The sequence below is a fragment of the Streptomyces albireticuli genome, assembly GCF_021228125.1.
Lineage (GTDB): Bacteria > Actinomycetota > Actinomycetes > Streptomycetales > Streptomycetaceae > Streptomyces > Streptomyces albireticuli.
Genome location: NZ_JAJQQS010000012.1, coordinates 66,069 through 82,056, shown reverse-complemented (window position 1 = coordinate 82,056; position 15,988 = coordinate 66,069). Strand labels below are relative to the sequence as shown.

Below are 15,988 nucleotides of genomic sequence, written 5' to 3'. Positions count from 1 at the left end.
CTCAGCACTCGATGACGTTGACCGCGAGACCGCCCCGCGCCGTCTCCTTGTACTTGACCTTCATGTCCGCGCCCGTCTCCTTCATGGTCTTGATGACCTTGTCCAGGGAGACGTGGTGGCGGCCGTCGCCGCGCAGGGCCATCCGGGCCGCGGTGACGGCCTTGGCCGCGGCCATGCCGTTGCGCTCGATGCACGGGATCTGCACCAGGCCGCCGACCGGGTCGCAGGTGAGGCCCAGGTTGTGCTCCATGCCGATCTCGGCGGCGTTCTCGACCTGCTCGGGGGAGCCGCCGAGGACCTCGGCGAGGCCGCCGGAGGCCATCGAGCAGGCGGAGCCGACCTCGCCCTGGCAGCCGACCTCGGCGCCGGAGATGGAGGCGTTCTCCTTGAAGAGCATGCCGATCGCGCCCGCGGCGAGGAGGAAGCGGACGATGCCCTCCTCGTCCGCGCCGGGCACGAAGTTCATGTAGTAGTGCAGCACGGCCGGGATGATGCCCGCGGCGCCGTTGGTCGGGGCCGTCACGACGCGGCCGCCCGCGGCGTTCTCCTCGTTGACCGCCATGGCGTAGATCGTGATCCACTCCATCGCACGGGCCTGCGGGTCGCCCTCGGCGCGCAGCTGGCGGGCGGTGTTCGCGGCGCGGCGGCGGACCTTGAGACCGCCCGGCAGGATGCCCTCGCGGGACAGGCCGCGCGAGACGCACGCCTGCATGACGCGCCAGATCTCCAGGAGGCCCTCGCGGATCTCCGTCTCCGTGCGCCAGGCCTTCTCGTTCTCCAGCATCAGGGCCGAGATCGACAGGCCCGTCTCGCGGGAGAGGCGGAGCAGCTCGTCACCGGTGCGGAAGGGGTACTTCAGCACGGTGTCGTCGAGGACGATCCGGTCCTCGCCCACCGCGTCCTCGTCGACGACGAAGCCGCCGCCGACCGAGTAGTAGGTCTTCTCCAGCAGGGGCGCGCCGTCCTCGTCGTAGGCGAAGAGGGTCATGCCGTTGGCGTGGTACGGCAGGGAGCGGCGGCGGTGCAGGATCAGCTGCGTCGACTCGTCGAAGTCGATCTCGTGGGTGGAGCCGATCTCCGCGCCGAGCAGCCGCAGCCGCTTCGTCGCACGGATCCGCTCGACCTCGTCGTCCGCGGTCTCCACGTCGACGGTGCGCGGGGAGTGGCCCTCCAGGCCGAGCAGGACGGCCTTGGGCGTGCCGTGGCCGTGGCCGGTGGCGCCGAGGGAGCCGAAGAGCTCGGCGCGCACGGAGGTGGTGTGGGCCAGGAGGCCCTCGTTCTTCAGACGGCGCGTGAACATCAGCGCGGCCCGCATGGGACCGACCGTGTGGGAGCTGGACGGGCCTATGCCGATCGAGAAGAGATCGAATACGGAGATGGCCACGGTGGCTGCTCCCTCTGGTCGGTGGTACGGGGGTGACGCGTCGGTGATGCGGGGGTGACGCAGGGGTACTGCGGTGCTGACGTGGTTCGGGGCACCGGGCTCACCTTCCAGTGTGCCCAGTGCCCCGAACCAACGGGTGAATCCGGTGCCGCTCTGTTACTTCAGACCGGCGTACAGCGGGTGCTTGTCCGCCAGGGCGGTGACGCGGCCGCGCAGCGCCGCCACGTCGTAGGACGGCTTCAGCGCCTCGGCGATGATGTCCGCGACCTCACGGAAGTCCTCGGCCTGGAAGCCGCGGGTGGCCAGCGCCGGCGTGCCGATCCGCAGACCCGAGGTGACCATCGGCGGTCGCGGGTCGTTCGGGATGGCGTTGCGGTTGACCGTGATGCCGACCTCGTGGAGGCGGTCCTCGGCCTGCTGACCGTCAAGCTCGGAGTTGCGCAGGTCCACGAGGACCAGGTGCACGTCCGTGCCGCCGGAGAGGACGGAGACGCCCGCCTCGGCCACGTCCGGCTGCACCAGGCGCTCCGCGAGGAGCCTGGCGCCCTCCAGCGTACGCTGCTGGCGCTCCTTGAACTCCTCGCTGGCCGCGACCTTGAAGGAAACGGCCTTGGCGGCGATCACATGCTCCAGCGGACCACCCTGCTGACCGGGGAAGACGGCAGAGTTGATCTTCTTGGCGAGCTCCGCCGTGGAGAGGATCACACCACCGCGCGGGCCGCCCAGCGTCTTGTGGGTGGTCGTGGTGACGACGTGGGCGTGCGGCACCGGGTTGGGGTGCAGACCCGCGGCGACGAGGCCCGCGAAGTGGGCCATGTCGACCATGAGGTACGCGCCGACCTCGTCCGCGATGCGGCGGAAGGCCGCGAAGTCCAGCTGACGCGGGTACGCCGACCAGCCGGCGATGATCAGCTTCGGGCGGTGCTCCTTGGCGAGGCGCTCGACCTCGTCCATGTCGACCACGCTGGTCTGCTCGTCGACGTGGTACGCGACCACGTTGTAGAGCTTCCCGGAGAAGTTGATCTTCATGCCGTGGGTCAGGTGACCGCCGTGGGCGAGGTTCAGGCCCAGGATGGTGTCGCCGGGCTTGATCAGCGCGAACATCGCGGCGGCGTTGGCCTGCGCACCGGAGTGCGGCTGGACGTTCGCGGCCTCGGCGCCGAAGAGCGCCTTGATCCGGTCGATGGCGATCTGCTCGACGACGTCGACGTGCTCGCAGCCACCGTAGTAGCGGCGGCCCGGGTAGCCCTCGGCGTACTTGTTGGTGAGGACCGAGCCCTGGGCCTCCATGACGGCGACCGGAGCGAAGTTCTCCGACGCGATCATTTCGAGGGTGGACTGCTGGCGGTGGAGTTCGGCGTCGACTGCGGCGGCGACGTCGGGGTCGAGCTCATGGAGGGAGCTGTTCAGAAGCGACATGAGTTCTTCCTGGACTTCCTGGGCGGAGGAGGGCGGGATCAGCCTGCGGTGAAGGCGGTGTACTCGTCGGCCGACATCAGCTCGTCCGGCTCGTCCGTGATCTTCACCTTGAACAGCCAGCCGCCCTCGAAGGGGGCGGAGTTCACCAGCGAGGGGTCGTCCACGACGTCCTGGTTGGCCTCGGTGACCTCACCGGTCACCGGTGCGAACAGGTCGCTGACCGACTTGGTCGACTCCAGCTCGCCACAGGACTCGCCCGCGGTGACCGTGTCGCCGACCGCCGGGAGCTGGGCGAAGACCACGTCACCGAGCGAGCTCGCCGCGAACTCGGTGATTCCGACCGTCGCCACGCCGTCCTCGGCGGCCGACAGCCACTCGTGCTCCTTGCTGTAGCGCAGCTGCTGGGGGTTGCTCATGGCTTGATTCTCCTGGATGCGCGTGGGTGCTTGTGCAACGGGTCTTGACAGGTGGGACGGAAGGGGTCAGCGCTCGCGCTTGTAGAAGGGCAGGGCGACGACCTCGTAAGGCTCATGGCTGCCGCGAATGTCCACGGACACACCCTTTGTACCGGGCGCGGCGTGCGCGGCGTCGACATACGCGATGGCGATCGGCTTGCCGAGGGTGGGGGAGGGGGCGCCGGACGTGACCTCGCCCACCACCGCGCCGTCCGCGACCACGGAGAACCCCGCGCGCGGCACCCGGCGGCCCTCGGCGATCAGTCCGACCAGCTTGCGCGGCGGGGCGGTCGCGGCGCGCTCGGCGGCGGCCGCGAGGGCCTCCCGGCCGACGAAGTCGCCGTCGTTCGTGGTCTTGTCGAACTTCACCACCCGGCCCAGGCCCGCGTCGAAGGGCGTGGTCGCGGTCGTCAGCTCGTGCCCGTACAGCGGCATGCCCGCCTCCAGGCGCAGCGTGTCGCGGCAGGAGAGGCCGCAGGGCACCAGGCCCGCGCCGGTGCCGGCGTCGGTCAGCGCCCGCCACAGCCGCTCGGCGTCGCCCGGCGCGACGAACAGCTCGAAGCCGTCCTCGCCGGTGTAACCCGTACGGGCGATCAGCGCCGGGACGCCCGCGACGGTGCCCGGCAGGCCCGCGTAGTACTTCAGCCCGTCCAGGTCGGCGTCGGTGAGGGACTTCAGGATGCCCGGGGCCTCGGGGCCCTGGACGGCGAGCAGCGCGTAGTTCTCCCGGTCGTCGCGCACCTCGGTCTCGAAGCCGGCGGCGCGCTCGGTCAGGGCGTCCAGCACCACCTGGGCGTTGGAGGCGTTGGCGACGACCATGTACTCCTGCTCGGCCAGCCGGTAGACGATCAGGTCGTCCAGGATGCCGCCGCCGGCCTCGCAGATCATGGTGTAGCGGGCGCGGCCGACGGCCAGCGCGGAGAGGTTGCCGACGAGCGCGAAGTCGAGGGCCTGGCCGGCCTGCGGGCCGGTGAGGGTGATCTCGCCCATGTGGGAGAGGTCGAAGAGGCCGGCGCGGGTGCGGACCGCGACGTGCTCGTCACGCTCGCTGCCGTACCGCAGGGGCATGTCCCAGCCGGCGAAGTCGGTCATGGTGGCGCCGAGCGTGCGGTGCAGCGCGTCGAGGGCCGTACGGCGAGGGGCGTCGGTCATGGTGTGGGCTCCCAGGCATGGCGGTGAGGACGTCCTCCCCATCTGTCATCGGAACCTGAGAGGTTCACCGGAGCCGCGTCGACACGCGGGGCCCCGGCTTGCACCTTGGGTGGGGCCGCACACGGCGGCCCGCTTTTCAGATCTGCCTCACCCACGCGGTACGGGGCCTGAGAGATTCAAGGGAGGAACTTGCTCCTTCGGCGTCCAGCACGGGACGGCTGGAACTCTCCCGCGCGGATTCGAGCGGCCGGTATGCAGTTGGTATGCGCTTGGCGCGCACATCATTGCATGGACCGGCCCGCGAAAGACTGCTCACGGCCCTCTTAATTGCATTACCTTTTCTTTACATTTCGTGGGTAGGGGGCAGGGACCGGACCGGGGGAGGGCGAACGTCATGGGGACGCGGGGCGCTGGAGTGAGACGGGCGGAGCCCGCGCCACGGGGCTGTCCGGCGCGCGACGGACGGGACGACCCGGGCGGTCCCGGCGGCCGGGCCGGGGTGCTCGATCTGCGCGACGGCGCGGGCCGGGCGGAGCTGCGCTTCCCCCCGGGCGACGTGCTGATCGTCTCCGGCCTGCCGGGCAGCGGGAAGTCCACGCTGATCCGGCGCGTGGTGCCACCGCTCGACGACCGGGGCGGCCTGGTGTGGTGCGTCGACTCCCAGGACTCCCGCGAGCGGCTGGAGCGCAGGCTGCCCGGCCGGCTGCCGTACGGGCTCTACCGCCCCGTCGCCCGCCTCGCCCACTACGCGGCCCTGCGCCGCGCCCTCCGCTCCGGCTCCAGCGCCGTCGTCCACGACTGCGGTGAGCGCGGCTGGGTGCGCCGCTGGCTGGCCCGGGACGCGCGGCGGCGCGGCCGCGCCGTCCACCTCCTGCTGCTGGACGTCGCCCCCGGTACGGCCCTCGCCGGCCAGGCCGCCCGCGGCCGCCGGGTCTCCCCGCGCGCCTTCGGCCGCCACCGGAGGGCGATGTCCCGCCTGGTGGCGGAGGCGGCGGCGGGCCGGCTGCCGTGGGGGACGGCGTCCGCGGTGGTGCTCGACCGGGAGGCGGCGGACACGCTGCGACGGATCGCGTTCGAGGAGGTTCGCCCTTTTCCGGAGGGAGCGGGCTGAGGGAGCCCCCTGGGATGCCGCCGGAAGGTCCCGGTGGCGGCGCGCAACCGATCACGCCCCGTGGACGTCCTCGCCTGCGGCGGCGGCGACCACGGCACTCCCGTTAAAGTGCGCTTGCGGCCCGCACAAGACGTGGCGAGACGGTGGTTGAACGGCGTTGGAAGAGATGAGCATCCCCCAGCAGTACGACGGCACCCATGGCGGCACCCCGGCCGGCACCCCCGGCGGAGCCCCGAGCGGCGGCACCCACCCCGGGTGGCCCGCCAACGAGCTCGAAGCGGTGCTAGCCGCCTCCCTCGGCGTCCCCGACGCCGGCCCCCGCATCGTCGAGGTGCTCGGCCGCAGCCAGGTCTGGGTCCCGCTGCCCAACGGCGGCGGCCCCGCCAGCCCCGACCTCGACCTGCCGACCGTGGAGCTCGACGGCGCGGCGTTCGTCCCGGTCTTCAGCTCCGAGGGCGAGTTCCTGCGGGTCGCCGGGGACCGGATGTCCTTCGCCGTGGCCCCGGCCGTCGAGTTCGCCCGCGGCCTGCCGCCGCAGGTCGGCATCGTCGTCAACCCCGAGGGCGCCGTCGGCGTGCCCCTCCCGCCGCCCGCCGTCGCCGCGCTCTGCCGGGCCGGCCGCACCCCCTTGGACGGGCATGGCGGAGGGGCCACCGGCGGCCGGGTCCGCCTCTTCGAGCCCGACTGGCAGGACGAGCCCACCGCCTTCCTCGCCGCCGCCGGCCTGGAGTTCGCCGCCGCCCGGGTCGTCCGGACCGCGCGTCGCGCCCTCGCCAGCGTCGAGGGCGGCGCCCCGGCCCTCTTCGTCGGCGTCGAGCTCGACCTGCCCGACCCGGGCAGCCGCGGCGCCGTCATGGACGCCCTCGGCCGCGCCCTCGGCGCCGTGCCCGTGCCCTGGCCCGTCCAGCTCGTCTTCCTCGACGTGGCGCAGGACCCGGTCACCGACCGGATGCGCTCCCGGATCCGCCCGTTCTACGACCGTGACCTGTGACTCCTCTCCTGCTCGCCGCCGCGGGCTCGTAAGCTGGTTGGATGACCGCAGGGGGTGCGTCGGCGTGCCCCGCTGCGGTGGAGAGACGGCCGAGAGAAGAGGCGGACCCAGGTGAGCGCGGGCGCGGAGAGCGGCGTGGAGCAGATGCTGCGCCAAGTGGCGCCCGGCCGGTACGACGCGTACGAGGGCCTGCTGAGGGCCCTCGCCGAGGGCACCGTCTGGATGCTGCTCTGGCACGGGCAGTCCGGAGCGCCCGACGCCCAGTACGGCAACATGGAGGTCGACGGCCTCGGCTACGCCCCGTGCGTGACCTCCGCGCAGGAGCTCGCCGCCAGCGGCTGGAACCGCGCCCATGAGGTGATCTCCGGCCACGCCGTCGCCACCTCCCTCTACCCCGGCCGCTGGGGCCTGTGGCTCAACCCGCACGCCCCCGGCGGCGGCGTCGGCGTGCCCTGGCTCGACCTGCGGCGGATCGCCGCCGGCATGGACCGGCTGCCGGCCGGCCCGCTCCTGCTGAGCGAGCCCGCGATAGAGATCCCGCAGTTCTACGCCCTGCTCGGGCAGAACGCCCACCGCACGCCCGCGGTCCGGGCGCTGCGCCGCGCCTGGGTGCAGCCCTCCCTGGGCAGCCCGTACCTGGCGATCGGGCTCGACCTCTACGACACCTCCCCGGCCGCCGTGGAATCGGTGCGGTCGATGATGCGGCAGTCGGTCGGCGCGGTGCCGGAGGGGCTGCCGGTGTCCACGGTCGCGATGTCCGACGAGCACGACCCCGTCGCGATGTGGATGCGCGCCAACGCCCGCCCCTTCTTCGACCGCGACGCCTACGGCGGCGGCGCGCCCGCCCCGGCGGCCGGCTACGGCTACCCACCCCAGGGCGGCGGCCGCACCGGCGCGTACTGACCGGCGCGTATCCGCCGTCCACCCTCCGTCCACGGAGCGTCAGGGGCGCGGCGGCGGCCCGGAAAAGGCTCGCCGGGGGCTCGGCAGCGGCTCGTCGGGGCTTCGGCAGCGGCTCGTCGGGGGCTCGGTGGCGGCTCGTCAGCGGCCGGTCCGGGGCCGGTCGGGGGCCCGTCGGCCGGCCCGCCGACGGATCCGCGCTGTCCAGATAACGGAAGCCCTCTCCGCACATCACGGTTGCGCATCCTTTGTGAATGAGGGCTGGCGGGTGATCGCGGGGCCGTTGAAGACTCCCGCCCACAAGGACCTCCGGTCCTCTGTACGACCTGCTCCGCGTGTACGCACCGCACCATCGCACCTTTCGCACCAGTGATGTGAACCAGTCGCATGCGCGCTGGGCGTCGGGCCGGCCAGCACCGGCCGAGAGGGGTCCTCCAGACGATGACGGCACCACTGCACGACACGGGCGCGGAGACCGCGGCCGTCGATGTCACCGCCGGCGCCCCGGCCGAGGCCATCGAGGGCCGCTCCCCCTGGCGCATCGCCTGGATCCGCCTCAAGCGCGACAAGCTGGCGCTGGCCGGCGGGGTCGTCGTCCTGCTGCTGATCCTGGTCGCGGTCTTCGCGCCGCTGATCGTGAGCGTCCTCGGGCACCCGCCGAACGAGTTCCACGAGGAGGAGATCGACCCGCTGTTCAGCGTGCCCAAGGGCTCCTGGGGCGGCATCAACTCGGACTTCCTCCTGGGCGTCGAACCACGCAACGGGCGCGACGTGTTCAGCCGCATCGTCTACGGGGCGCGGGTCTCGCTGCTCGTCGCCTTCCTCGCGGCGGTCGTCGCGGTCGTCCTGGGCACGCTGTTCGGGATCGTCGCGGGCTTCTTCGGGGGCTGGGTGGACACGGTCGTCAGCCGCCTCATGGACCTGCTGCTGGCCTTCCCCCAGCTGCTCTTCATCATCGCGCTGGTCTCCGTCGTCCCCGACTCCCTCTGGGGGCTGACGGGTTCGGGCGTCCGCATGGGGGTGCTGATCGTGGTGATCGGCTTCTTCGGCTGGCCCTACATCGGGCGCATCGTGCGCGGCCAGACGCTCTCGCTCAGAGAGCGGGAGTACGTGGAGGCCGCGCGCAGCCTGGGCGCCGGGCGGGGCTACATCCTGCTCCGGGAGCTGCTGCCCAACCTGGTCGCGCCGATCACCGTCTACACCACGCTGATGATCCCCACCAATGTGCTCACCGAGGCCGCCCTCAGCTTCCTCGGTACGGGCGTCAAGCCGCCCACGGCCTCCTGGGGCGACATGCTCTCCCGGGCCGTCGACCACTACGAGGCCGACCCGCTGTTCATGATCATCCCGGGTCTCGCCATCTTCGTCACCGTCCTGGCGTTCAACCTCTTCGGTGACGGGGTGCGGGACGCCCTGGACCCCAAGGGCTCCCGTTAGTCACGCCCGTAACACGCCCTGAACTCCCCCGTATGAGAGTGCCCCTGTCGATCCGTCAGGAGGCCGTCTACCGAACCGCCGGCCCGTTCCCCGGGCGGCGTCGATCACGGAGGTCGCTGCATCGTGACAACCCAGAGAACTTCGAGGCGGAGGGCGGCCGCAGGGGCGGCCCTCGTGGTCGCGGCCCTGGTCTCCACCGCGGCCTGCGGCGGTGGCGGCGGCAAGGACGACGGCGGCGGCGACGGCAAGGCCGCGGGATTCAACGCGGGCATCGGCAAGGTGGCCTCGCCCTCGGACAAGGAGGGCGGCGAGCTGAAGTTCATCGGCACGCAGGACGCCGACTCCTGGGACCCGCAGCGCGGTTACTACGGATTCATGTGGGACTTCGCCCGCTACTACACCCGCACCCTGGTCACCGCCAAGGCCGCCCCCGGCCCGGAGAGCACCACGGTGGTGCCGGACATGGCCACCGACACCGGCAAGATCTCGGACGACAAGAAGACCTACACCTTCACCCTCCGCCCCGGTCTGACCTGGGAGGACGGGCAGCCCATCACCGCCCAGCACATCAAGTACGGCATCGAGCGCACCTGGGCCACGGACAAGATCTCCGGCGGCCCCACCTGGCTGATGCAGGTCCTGGACCCGGACAAGGAGTACAAGGGCCCGTACAAGGACCAGAGCAAGGACAAGCTGGGCCTGAAGGCGATCGAGACGCCCGACGAGAAGACGATCGTCTTCAAACTGCCCAAACCCAACGGCGACTTCCTCCAGATGCTGGCGCTGCCCGCGGCCGCCCCGGTGCGCCCGGACAAGGACACCGCGGAGCGCTACGGCCTCAAGCCGTTCTCCAGCGGCCCGTACAAGTTCGTCTCGTACGGTCCGAACAAGGGCCTGGAGCTGGTCCGCAACGACAAGTGGGACAAGGCCTCCGACCCGGTCCGCAAGGCCCTGCCGGACAAGATCTCCCTCACCCTGATCACCAACGCCGAGGACATGGACAGCCGGCTGCTCGCCGGTGACTACGACCTCGACATCAACGCGACGGGCATGGGCTCGGCGGGCCGCCAGAAGGCCCTCAAGGCCCACAAGGGCAACGTCGACAACCCGCAGACCGGATTCATCCGCTACGCGGCCTTCCCCAAGACCGTGGCGCCGTTCGACAACGAGCACTGCCGCAAGGCGGTCATCTACGGCGCGGACCACACCTCGCTCCAGACCGCGCGCGGCGGCCCCCAGGCGGGCGGTGACATCGGCCTCAGCATGCTGCCGCCGGCCGTCGTGGGCTTCGACGAGTCCTACGACCCGTACAAGCTCAAGCAGGGCAAGCCCGACATCGCCAAGGCCAAGGAGGAGCTGAAGGCCTGCGGCAAGCCGAACGGCTTCTCGACCACGATCGCGGTCCGCAACAACAAGCTCGCCGAGGTGGCCACCGCCGAGTCCCTCCAGGCGTCCCTGAAGGCCATCGGCATCGAGGCGCAGATCGACAAGTACGACGGCGCCCAGTCCACCGGCATCATCGGCTCGCCGCAGAACGTCAAGGCCAAGAACTACGGGATCATCATCATGGGCTGGGGCGCCGACTTCGCCAGCGGCCAGGGCTTCCTCCAGCCGATCGCGGACGGCCGCTTCATTCAGCAGAGCGGCAACCAGAACTACCCCGAGCTCAACGACCCCGCGATCAACAAGCTCTTCGACGACGCCATCGCCGAGATCGACCCGGCCAAGGCCGGAAAAATCTTCCAGGAGGCCAACAAGAAGGTCATGGAGGGCGCCTGGTACCTGCCCTTCACCTACGAGAAGAACATCATCTGGCGCAGCTCGCGACTGACCAACGTCTACACGGCCGACGCCTGGAACGGCCGTTACGACTACGCCTCGCTGGGTGTCGTCAAATGACCGTCCGTCCGCTCCGCCGGCGCGCCCGCCGCTAGGCCCGAAGGGCAGGTGATGGCCGAGCGCGGCGGCCGGGGAGCCCCTCACCGGGAGGCTCCCCGGCCGCCGCCGGGCCGACCGCTGTGTTCGCATACATCGTCAGGCGACTGTTCGCCGCCATCGTGATGCTGCTCGTCGTCATCCTCGTGACCTTCGGCATCTTCTTCGCGATCCCGAAGTTCACCGGGACCGACCCCGCGCTGATGTACGTCGGCAAACAGGCGGACCCGGAGGCCATCGAGGGCATCCGGCAGAAGCTGGGCCTCGGCAAACCCATCCTCGGCCAGTTCTGGGACTTCGTCTCCGGACTCTTCGCCGGCCGTGACTACAGCGGCGGCGGCACGAGCGCCCACTGCCCGGCCCCCTGCTTCGGCTACTCCTTCAAGCACGACCTGCCCATCTGGCCCGAGCTCAAGGACAAGCTGCCCGTCACCCTGACGCTCGCGGGCGGCGCCTGTGTGCTCTGGGTCATCGGCGGCGTCCTCACCGGGGTCGTCTCCGCCCTCAAGCGCGGCACCCTGTGGGACCGCACCGCGATGACCGTGGCGCTGGCCGGCGTCTCGCTGCCGATCTACTTCACGGCGCTGCTCTCCCTCGCCGTCTTCAAGTACCAGCTCGGCTGGGCCGAGAGCGCCGGCACCGCGTTCGGCGACGACCCGGTGGGGTGGTTCCGGGGGATGATCCTGCCCTGGGTCACCCTCGCCTTCCTCTACGCGGCGATGTACGCCCGCCTCACCCGGGCCACCATGCTGGAGGTCCTCGGGGAGGACTACATCCGCACCGCCCGCGCCAAGGGACTGCGGGAGCCGGTGGTCATCGGCAAGCACGCGATGCGCTCCACCATGACCCCGATCCTCACCATCCTCGGCATGGACCTGGGCGCGCTGGTCGGCGGCGCGATCCTCACCGAGACCGCCTTCAGCATCAAGGGTCTCGGCGCGGCGGCGGTCACCGCGATCAACGAGCGGGACCTGCCGATGATCCTCGGCGTCACCCTGATCACGGCCTCCGCCGTCGTGTTCGCCAACGTCGTCGTGGACCTGCTGTACGCCGTGATCGACCCGCGAGTGAGGCTCTCATGACCGACCTGCACAAGACGGGGGCCGTCGGCGAGCCCGTACGCCCGGACACCGCGCCGCCCACCGCCTACCTCGACGTACGCGACCTGCGCATCCACTTCCCCACCGACGACGGCCTGGTGAAGTCCGTCGACGGGCTCTCCTTCCGGCTGGAGCGGGGGAAGACCCTCGGCATCGTCGGGGAGTCCGGCTCCGGGAAGTCCGTCACCTCGCTCGGCATCATGGGCCTGCACACCGTCGGCCAGTACGGGCGCGGCAAGGCCCGGATCTCCGGGGAGATCTGGCTGAACGGCAAGGAGCTGATGACCGCCGACCCGGACGAGGTGCGGCGGCTGCGCGGCCGCGAGATGGCGATGATCTTCCAGGACCCGCTGTCGGCCATGCACCCGTACTTCACCGTCGGCCACCAGATCGTCGAGGCGTACCGCGTCCACAACGACGTCGACAAGAAGACCGGGCGCAAGCGCGCCGTCGAGCTCCTGGACCGGGTCGGCATCCCCCAGCCCGACCGGCGCGTGGACGACTACCCGCACCAGTTCTCCGGCGGTATGCGCCAGCGCGCGATGATCGCGATGGCACTGGTCAACAACCCCGACCTGCTCATCGCGGACGAGCCGACCACCGCCCTGGACGTCACCGTGCAGGCGCAGATCCTCGACCTGATCCGTGACCTTCAGAAAGAGTTCGGCTCGGCGGTCATCGTCATCACCCACGACCTGGGCGTCGTCGCCGAGCTCGCCGACGACATCCTGGTGATGTACGGCGGCCGGTGCGTCGAACGCGGCCCGGCGGAGCAGGTCTTCCACACCCCGCAGCACCCCTACACCTGGGGGCTGCTCGGCTCCATGCCGCGGATCGACCGGGAGCAGACCGAGCGGCTGATCCCGGTCAAGGGCTCCCCGCCCAGCCTGATCAACGTCCCGTCCGGCTGCGCCTTCAACCCGCGCTGCCCGTACGCCGACGTCCCCGCGGACGGCATCACCCGCACCGAGCGCCCCGAGCTGCGGCCCGTCGCCGGCGCCGAGGGCGGCCGGCACCACTCCGCCTGCCATATGTCCCAGGAGGAGCGGACCCGCATCTGGACCGAAGAGATCGCGCCCAAGCTGTGAAGGACCACGAGATGAGCATCCCCGGACAGCAGGCGCCCGGCGGGCCGGAGCCGATCCTCAAGGTGAAGGGCCTGGTCAAGCACTTCCCGATCACCAAGGGGCTGCTCCGCCGGCAGATCGGCGCGGTGCAGGCCGTGGACGGCCTCACCTTCGACGTCCTGGCGGGGGAGACCCTGGGCGTGGTGGGGGAGTCCGGCTGCGGCAAGTCCACCATGGGCCGGCTGATCACCCGGCTGCTGGAGCCCACCGGCGGGACCGTGGAGTTCCAGGGCAAGGACATCACCCACCTCGGGGTGGCGGGCATGCGCCCGATGCGCCGCGACGTACAGATGATCTTCCAGGACCCGTACTCCTCGCTGAACCCCCGGCACACCGTCGGCACCATCGTCGGCGCGCCCTTCCGGCTCCAGCGGATCACGCCCGAGGGCGGGGTGAAGAAGGAGGTCCAGCGGCTGCTGGGACTGGTCGGCCTCAACCCGGAGCACTACAACCGCTACCCGCACGAGTTCTCCGGCGGCCAGCGGCAGCGCATCGGCATCGCCCGGGCGCTCGCCCTCAAGCCGAAACTGGTGGTCGCGGACGAGCCCGTCTCCGCGCTCGACGTGTCGATCCAGGCGCAGGTGGTCAACCTGCTGGACGACCTCCAGACCGAACTGGGCCTGACCTACGTGATCATCGCCCACGACCTGTCGGTCATCCGCCATGTCTCGGACCGGATCGCGGTGATGTACCTGGGCAAACTGGTGGAACTGACCGACCGCTCGTCCCTCTACACACGGCCCATGCACCCGTACACCAAGGCGCTGCTGTCGGCGGTGCCGGTGCCGGACCCGGGACGGCGTATCAAGCGGGAACGCATCCTGCTCAAGGGCGACGTGCCCTCGCCGATCTCCCCGCCGTCCGGCTGCCGCTTCCACACCCGGTGCTGGAAGGCGACGGAGGTGTGCAAGGCGCAGGAGCCGCCGCTGGTGGCGCTGGAGCCGGGGCACCAGGTGGCCTGCCACCACCCGGAGTCCGTACCGGAGCCGGTGGCGGCCGTGTCCACGGTCTGAGCGCCTGTCCGAGTGTGTGTGCGGGACGAGTAAGAATGTCGCGTGCTCACCGATCTGTTCAGTCCCTCCGTCCAGCACTCGCTGGACCTCGCCGGGATCTTCGTCTTCGCGATCTCCGGCGCCCTCCTCGCCGTCCGCAAGAATTTCGACGTCTTCGGCATGGCGGTGCTGGCGGAGGTCACGGCGCTGGGCGGAGGTCTCCTGCGGGACCTGATCATCGGTGCGGTGCCGCCCGCCGCCTTCACCGACCTCGGCTACTTCCTGACCCCGCTGTTCGCCACGCTGATCGTCTTCTTCCTGCACCCGGAGGTCGAGCGCATCACCAAGGCGGTGGGGGTCTTCGACGCGGCGGGGCTCGGGCTGTTCTGCGTGGCCGGCACGGTCAAGGCGTACGAGCACGGGCTCGGCCTCACCTTCGCCGCCACGCTGGGCCTGGCCACGGCCGTCGGCGGCGGTGTGCTGCGCGACATCCTCGCCCACGAGGTGCCCTCGCTGCTGCGCTGGGACCGCGACCTCTACGCGGTGCCGGCCATGGTGGGTTCGGCGATGGCCGCGCTGCTGATCCACTTCGAATCGCTCGACGGGACGACGATCGTGGCCCCGGTGCTCACGGCGTTCGTGCTGCGGCTGATGGCGATGAAGTTCCACTGGCGGGCGCCGCGGGCGTGGCACCGGCGGAGTGCGGCGACGGAGGAGGTCTGAGGGGCGTCCGGGGTGCGCGGGGGTGCGCTCGGGGTGTGTGGGAGCGGTGCTGTCGCAGTGCCTGTCGAACCCGCCTGTTGAACCTTCATGAACACCGCGCGAAAAGCCTACCCATGAGTAACTTTCCGGTGTAGCGTCGGATCATGGCACAGGCAACCATCGGTAACAGCGAGTTCGACCGGGACACCGCCCTCCGTCCGCGGATGCCCGGCGAGGGCGACGGCGCGGCCCCCGGCACCGCCGTGTACGACGTGGATCTCTCCGAGGGATGGACCATCCTCGGCGCCGTCAACGGCGGCTACCTCCTGTCCGTACTGGGCCGCGCCCTGGGCGACGCCCTGCCGCACCCGGACCCCTTCACGATCACCGCGCACTACCTGACGACCTCCCGGTCCGGGCCCGCCGTGGTCCGCACACAGATGGCCCGCACCGGCCGCAGGCTCTCCACGGGCCAGGCGAGCCTGTTCCAGTTCGCCGAGGACGGCACCGAGGTCGAGCGGATCAGGGTCCTCGCGACCTACGGCGACCTGGACGCGCTGACGGACGACGTCCGCACCACGGCCAAGCCGCCCGCCATGCCGCCCCTGGAGCACTGCCTCGGCTCCGACGCCGTCCCGCCCCACCTGATCAGCGAACTGACCGGCCGCCTCGACCTCCGCCTCGACCCCGCCACGGCGAACTGGATCAAGGGTGAGCCCAGCGGCCGGGGCGAGACCCGCGGCTGGTTCGGCCTCGCCGACGGGCGGCCCGCCGACGCGCTGTCCCTGCTGCTGGCCGTCGACGCGCTGCCGCCGACCACCTTCGAGATGGGCCTGCCCGGCTGGGTCCCGACCGTCGAACTCACGGCCCACATCCGCCGCCGTCCGGCGCCGGGGCCGCTGCGGGTCACGGTGACCACGCGGAATCTGGCGGGCGGGTTTCTGGAGGAGGACGTGGAGGTCTGGGACACGGAGGATCGGCTGGTGGCGCAGGCTCGGCAGCTGGCGGTGACTCCGCGGGGGTAGGGGGCGGGGGTGGGTGCGGGTGGGGTGGCCGGTGCGGGTGGGTGCCGCTGCGCGGGGCTTTGTCCCCTACCCGCCCCTTCCCGTAACCGGGGGCTTCGCCCCCAGGCCCCCGTTCCGCGCTTCGCGCGGTGGCCTCAAACGCCGGCCGGGCTGAAAATCAGCCCGTCCGGCGATTGAGGACCGGGGTCCGGGGCGGAGTCCCGGTTGGGGAAGGGGCGGGGTGGGGAACAAGCCCGCCGCAGGCGCCCCCTCCCGGCA

General features: G+C 71.2%; 14 protein-coding genes and 1 riboswitch. Of the genes, 10 read left to right on the top strand and 4 right to left on the bottom strand.

The window, feature by feature from the left end; all coding sequences use genetic code 11:
* Position 1 precedes the first annotated feature (1 nt).
* The 4 genes from LUZ64_RS21885 to gcvT all read right to left on the bottom strand — a co-directional run bounded on the left by LUZ64_RS21885 (position 2) and on the right by gcvT (position 4,410).
* Entirely contained in the window at positions 2–1,384 is a 1,383-nt protein-coding gene (locus LUZ64_RS21885; protein ID WP_095583747.1) for an L-serine ammonia-lyase, read from the bottom strand.
* A 156-nt stretch (positions 1,385–1,540) separates the two neighbouring features.
* Positions 1,541–2,803 carry a serine hydroxymethyltransferase gene (gene glyA / locus LUZ64_RS21880; RefSeq protein WP_095583746.1) on the bottom strand — a complete coding sequence of 421 codons (1,263 nt, stop codon included), beginning with the start codon at positions 2,801–2,803 and terminating at the stop codon, positions 1,541–1,543.
* A gap of 38 nt (positions 2,804–2,841) precedes the next feature.
* Positions 2,842–3,219, bottom strand: a complete 378-nt coding sequence (gcvH, locus tag LUZ64_RS21875) for a glycine cleavage system protein GcvH (RefSeq protein ID WP_095583745.1) — start codon at positions 3,217–3,219, stop codon at positions 2,842–2,844.
* Between the two features lie 66 nt (positions 3,220–3,285).
* On the bottom strand, positions 3,286–4,410 hold the full coding sequence (gcvT, locus tag LUZ64_RS21870; RefSeq protein WP_095583744.1) for a glycine cleavage system aminomethyltransferase GcvT: 1,125 nt from the start codon (positions 4,408–4,410) through the stop codon (positions 3,286–3,288).
* A 146-nt stretch (positions 4,411–4,556) separates the two neighbouring features.
* Positions 4,557–4,652, bottom strand: a riboswitch (glycine riboswitch).
* Between the two features lie 152 nt (positions 4,653–4,804).
* Between gcvT and LUZ64_RS21865 the strand changes: the two genes are divergently transcribed.
* From LUZ64_RS21865 to LUZ64_RS21815, 10 genes are all read left to right on the top strand, one after another.
* Positions 4,805–5,521 carry an AAA family ATPase gene (locus LUZ64_RS21865; RefSeq protein WP_095583743.1) on the top strand — a complete coding sequence of 239 codons (717 nt, stop codon included), beginning with the start codon at positions 4,805–4,807 and terminating at the stop codon, positions 5,519–5,521.
* Between the two features lie 166 nt (positions 5,522–5,687).
* Positions 5,688–6,512: an enhanced serine sensitivity protein SseB gene (locus LUZ64_RS21860; RefSeq protein WP_095583742.1), complete on the top strand. Its 825-nt coding sequence runs from the start codon at positions 5,688–5,690 to the stop codon at positions 6,510–6,512.
* 144 nt (positions 6,513–6,656) lie between these two features.
* Positions 6,657–7,415, top strand: coding sequence for an enhanced serine sensitivity protein SseB C-terminal domain-containing protein (locus LUZ64_RS21855; RefSeq protein WP_095583750.1), 759 nt, complete (start codon positions 6,657–6,659; stop codon positions 7,413–7,415).
* 438 nt (positions 7,416–7,853) lie between these two features.
* Positions 7,854–8,849: an ABC transporter permease gene (locus LUZ64_RS21845; RefSeq protein WP_095583741.1), complete on the top strand. Its 996-nt coding sequence runs from the start codon at positions 7,854–7,856 to the stop codon at positions 8,847–8,849.
* Between the two features lie 123 nt (positions 8,850–8,972).
* Positions 8,973–10,748 carry an ABC transporter substrate-binding protein gene (locus tag LUZ64_RS21840; RefSeq protein ID WP_095583740.1) on the top strand — a complete coding sequence of 592 codons (1,776 nt, stop codon included), beginning with the start codon at positions 8,973–8,975 and terminating at the stop codon, positions 10,746–10,748.
* 119 nt (positions 10,749–10,867) lie between these two features.
* Positions 10,868–11,866, top strand: a complete 999-nt coding sequence (locus tag LUZ64_RS21835; protein ID WP_095583739.1) for an ABC transporter permease — start codon at positions 10,868–10,870, stop codon at positions 11,864–11,866.
* Positions 11,863–12,972: an ABC transporter ATP-binding protein gene (locus LUZ64_RS21830; protein ID WP_095583738.1), complete on the top strand. Its 1,110-nt coding sequence runs from the start codon at positions 11,863–11,865 to the stop codon at positions 12,970–12,972. The genes LUZ64_RS21835 and LUZ64_RS21830 overlap by 4 nt, the downstream gene beginning before the upstream one ends.
* Positions 12,973–12,983: 11 nt before the next feature.
* Positions 12,984–14,024, top strand: coding sequence for an ABC transporter ATP-binding protein (locus tag LUZ64_RS21825; protein ID WP_095583749.1), 1,041 nt, complete (start codon positions 12,984–12,986; stop codon positions 14,022–14,024).
* A 42-nt stretch (positions 14,025–14,066) separates the two neighbouring features.
* Positions 14,067–14,726, top strand: a complete 660-nt coding sequence (locus tag LUZ64_RS21820) for a trimeric intracellular cation channel family protein (protein WP_095583737.1) — start codon at positions 14,067–14,069, stop codon at positions 14,724–14,726.
* A 143-nt stretch (positions 14,727–14,869) separates the two neighbouring features.
* Complete coding sequence (locus LUZ64_RS21815) at positions 14,870–15,730, top strand: thioesterase family protein (protein ID WP_095583736.1); 861 nt, start codon at positions 14,870–14,872, stop codon at positions 15,728–15,730.
* The last annotated feature ends 258 nt before the right edge of the window (positions 15,731–15,988 follow it).

What these genes read in the sequence shown, in the direction of transcription:
- glyA (WP_095583746.1), bottom strand. Translation starts at nt 2,803, where the DNA reads ATGTCGCTTCTGAACAGCTCCCTCCATGAGCTCGACCCCGACGTCGCC.
- gcvH (WP_095583745.1), bottom strand. Translation starts at nt 3,219, where the DNA reads ATGAGCAACCCCCAGCAGCTGCGCTACAGCAAGGAGCACGAGTGGCTG.
- gcvT (WP_095583744.1), bottom strand. Translation starts at nt 4,410, where the DNA reads ATGACCGACGCCCCTCGCCGTACGGCCCTCGACGCGCTGCACCGCACG.
- LUZ64_RS21865 (WP_095583743.1), top strand. Translation starts at nt 4,805, where the DNA reads ATGGGGACGCGGGGCGCTGGAGTGAGACGGGCGGAGCCCGCGCCACGG.
- LUZ64_RS21860 (WP_095583742.1), top strand. Translation starts at nt 5,688, where the DNA reads ATGAGCATCCCCCAGCAGTACGACGGCACCCATGGCGGCACCCCGGCC.
- LUZ64_RS21855 (WP_095583750.1), top strand. Translation starts at nt 6,657, where the DNA reads ATGCTGCGCCAAGTGGCGCCCGGCCGGTACGACGCGTACGAGGGCCTG.
- LUZ64_RS21845 (WP_095583741.1), top strand. Translation starts at nt 7,854, where the DNA reads ATGACGGCACCACTGCACGACACGGGCGCGGAGACCGCGGCCGTCGAT.
- LUZ64_RS21830 (WP_095583738.1), top strand. Translation starts at nt 11,863, where the DNA reads ATGACCGACCTGCACAAGACGGGGGCCGTCGGCGAGCCCGTACGCCCG.
- LUZ64_RS21825 (WP_095583749.1), top strand. Translation starts at nt 12,984, where the DNA reads ATGAGCATCCCCGGACAGCAGGCGCCCGGCGGGCCGGAGCCGATCCTC.
- LUZ64_RS21815 (WP_095583736.1), top strand. Translation starts at nt 14,870, where the DNA reads ATGGCACAGGCAACCATCGGTAACAGCGAGTTCGACCGGGACACCGCC.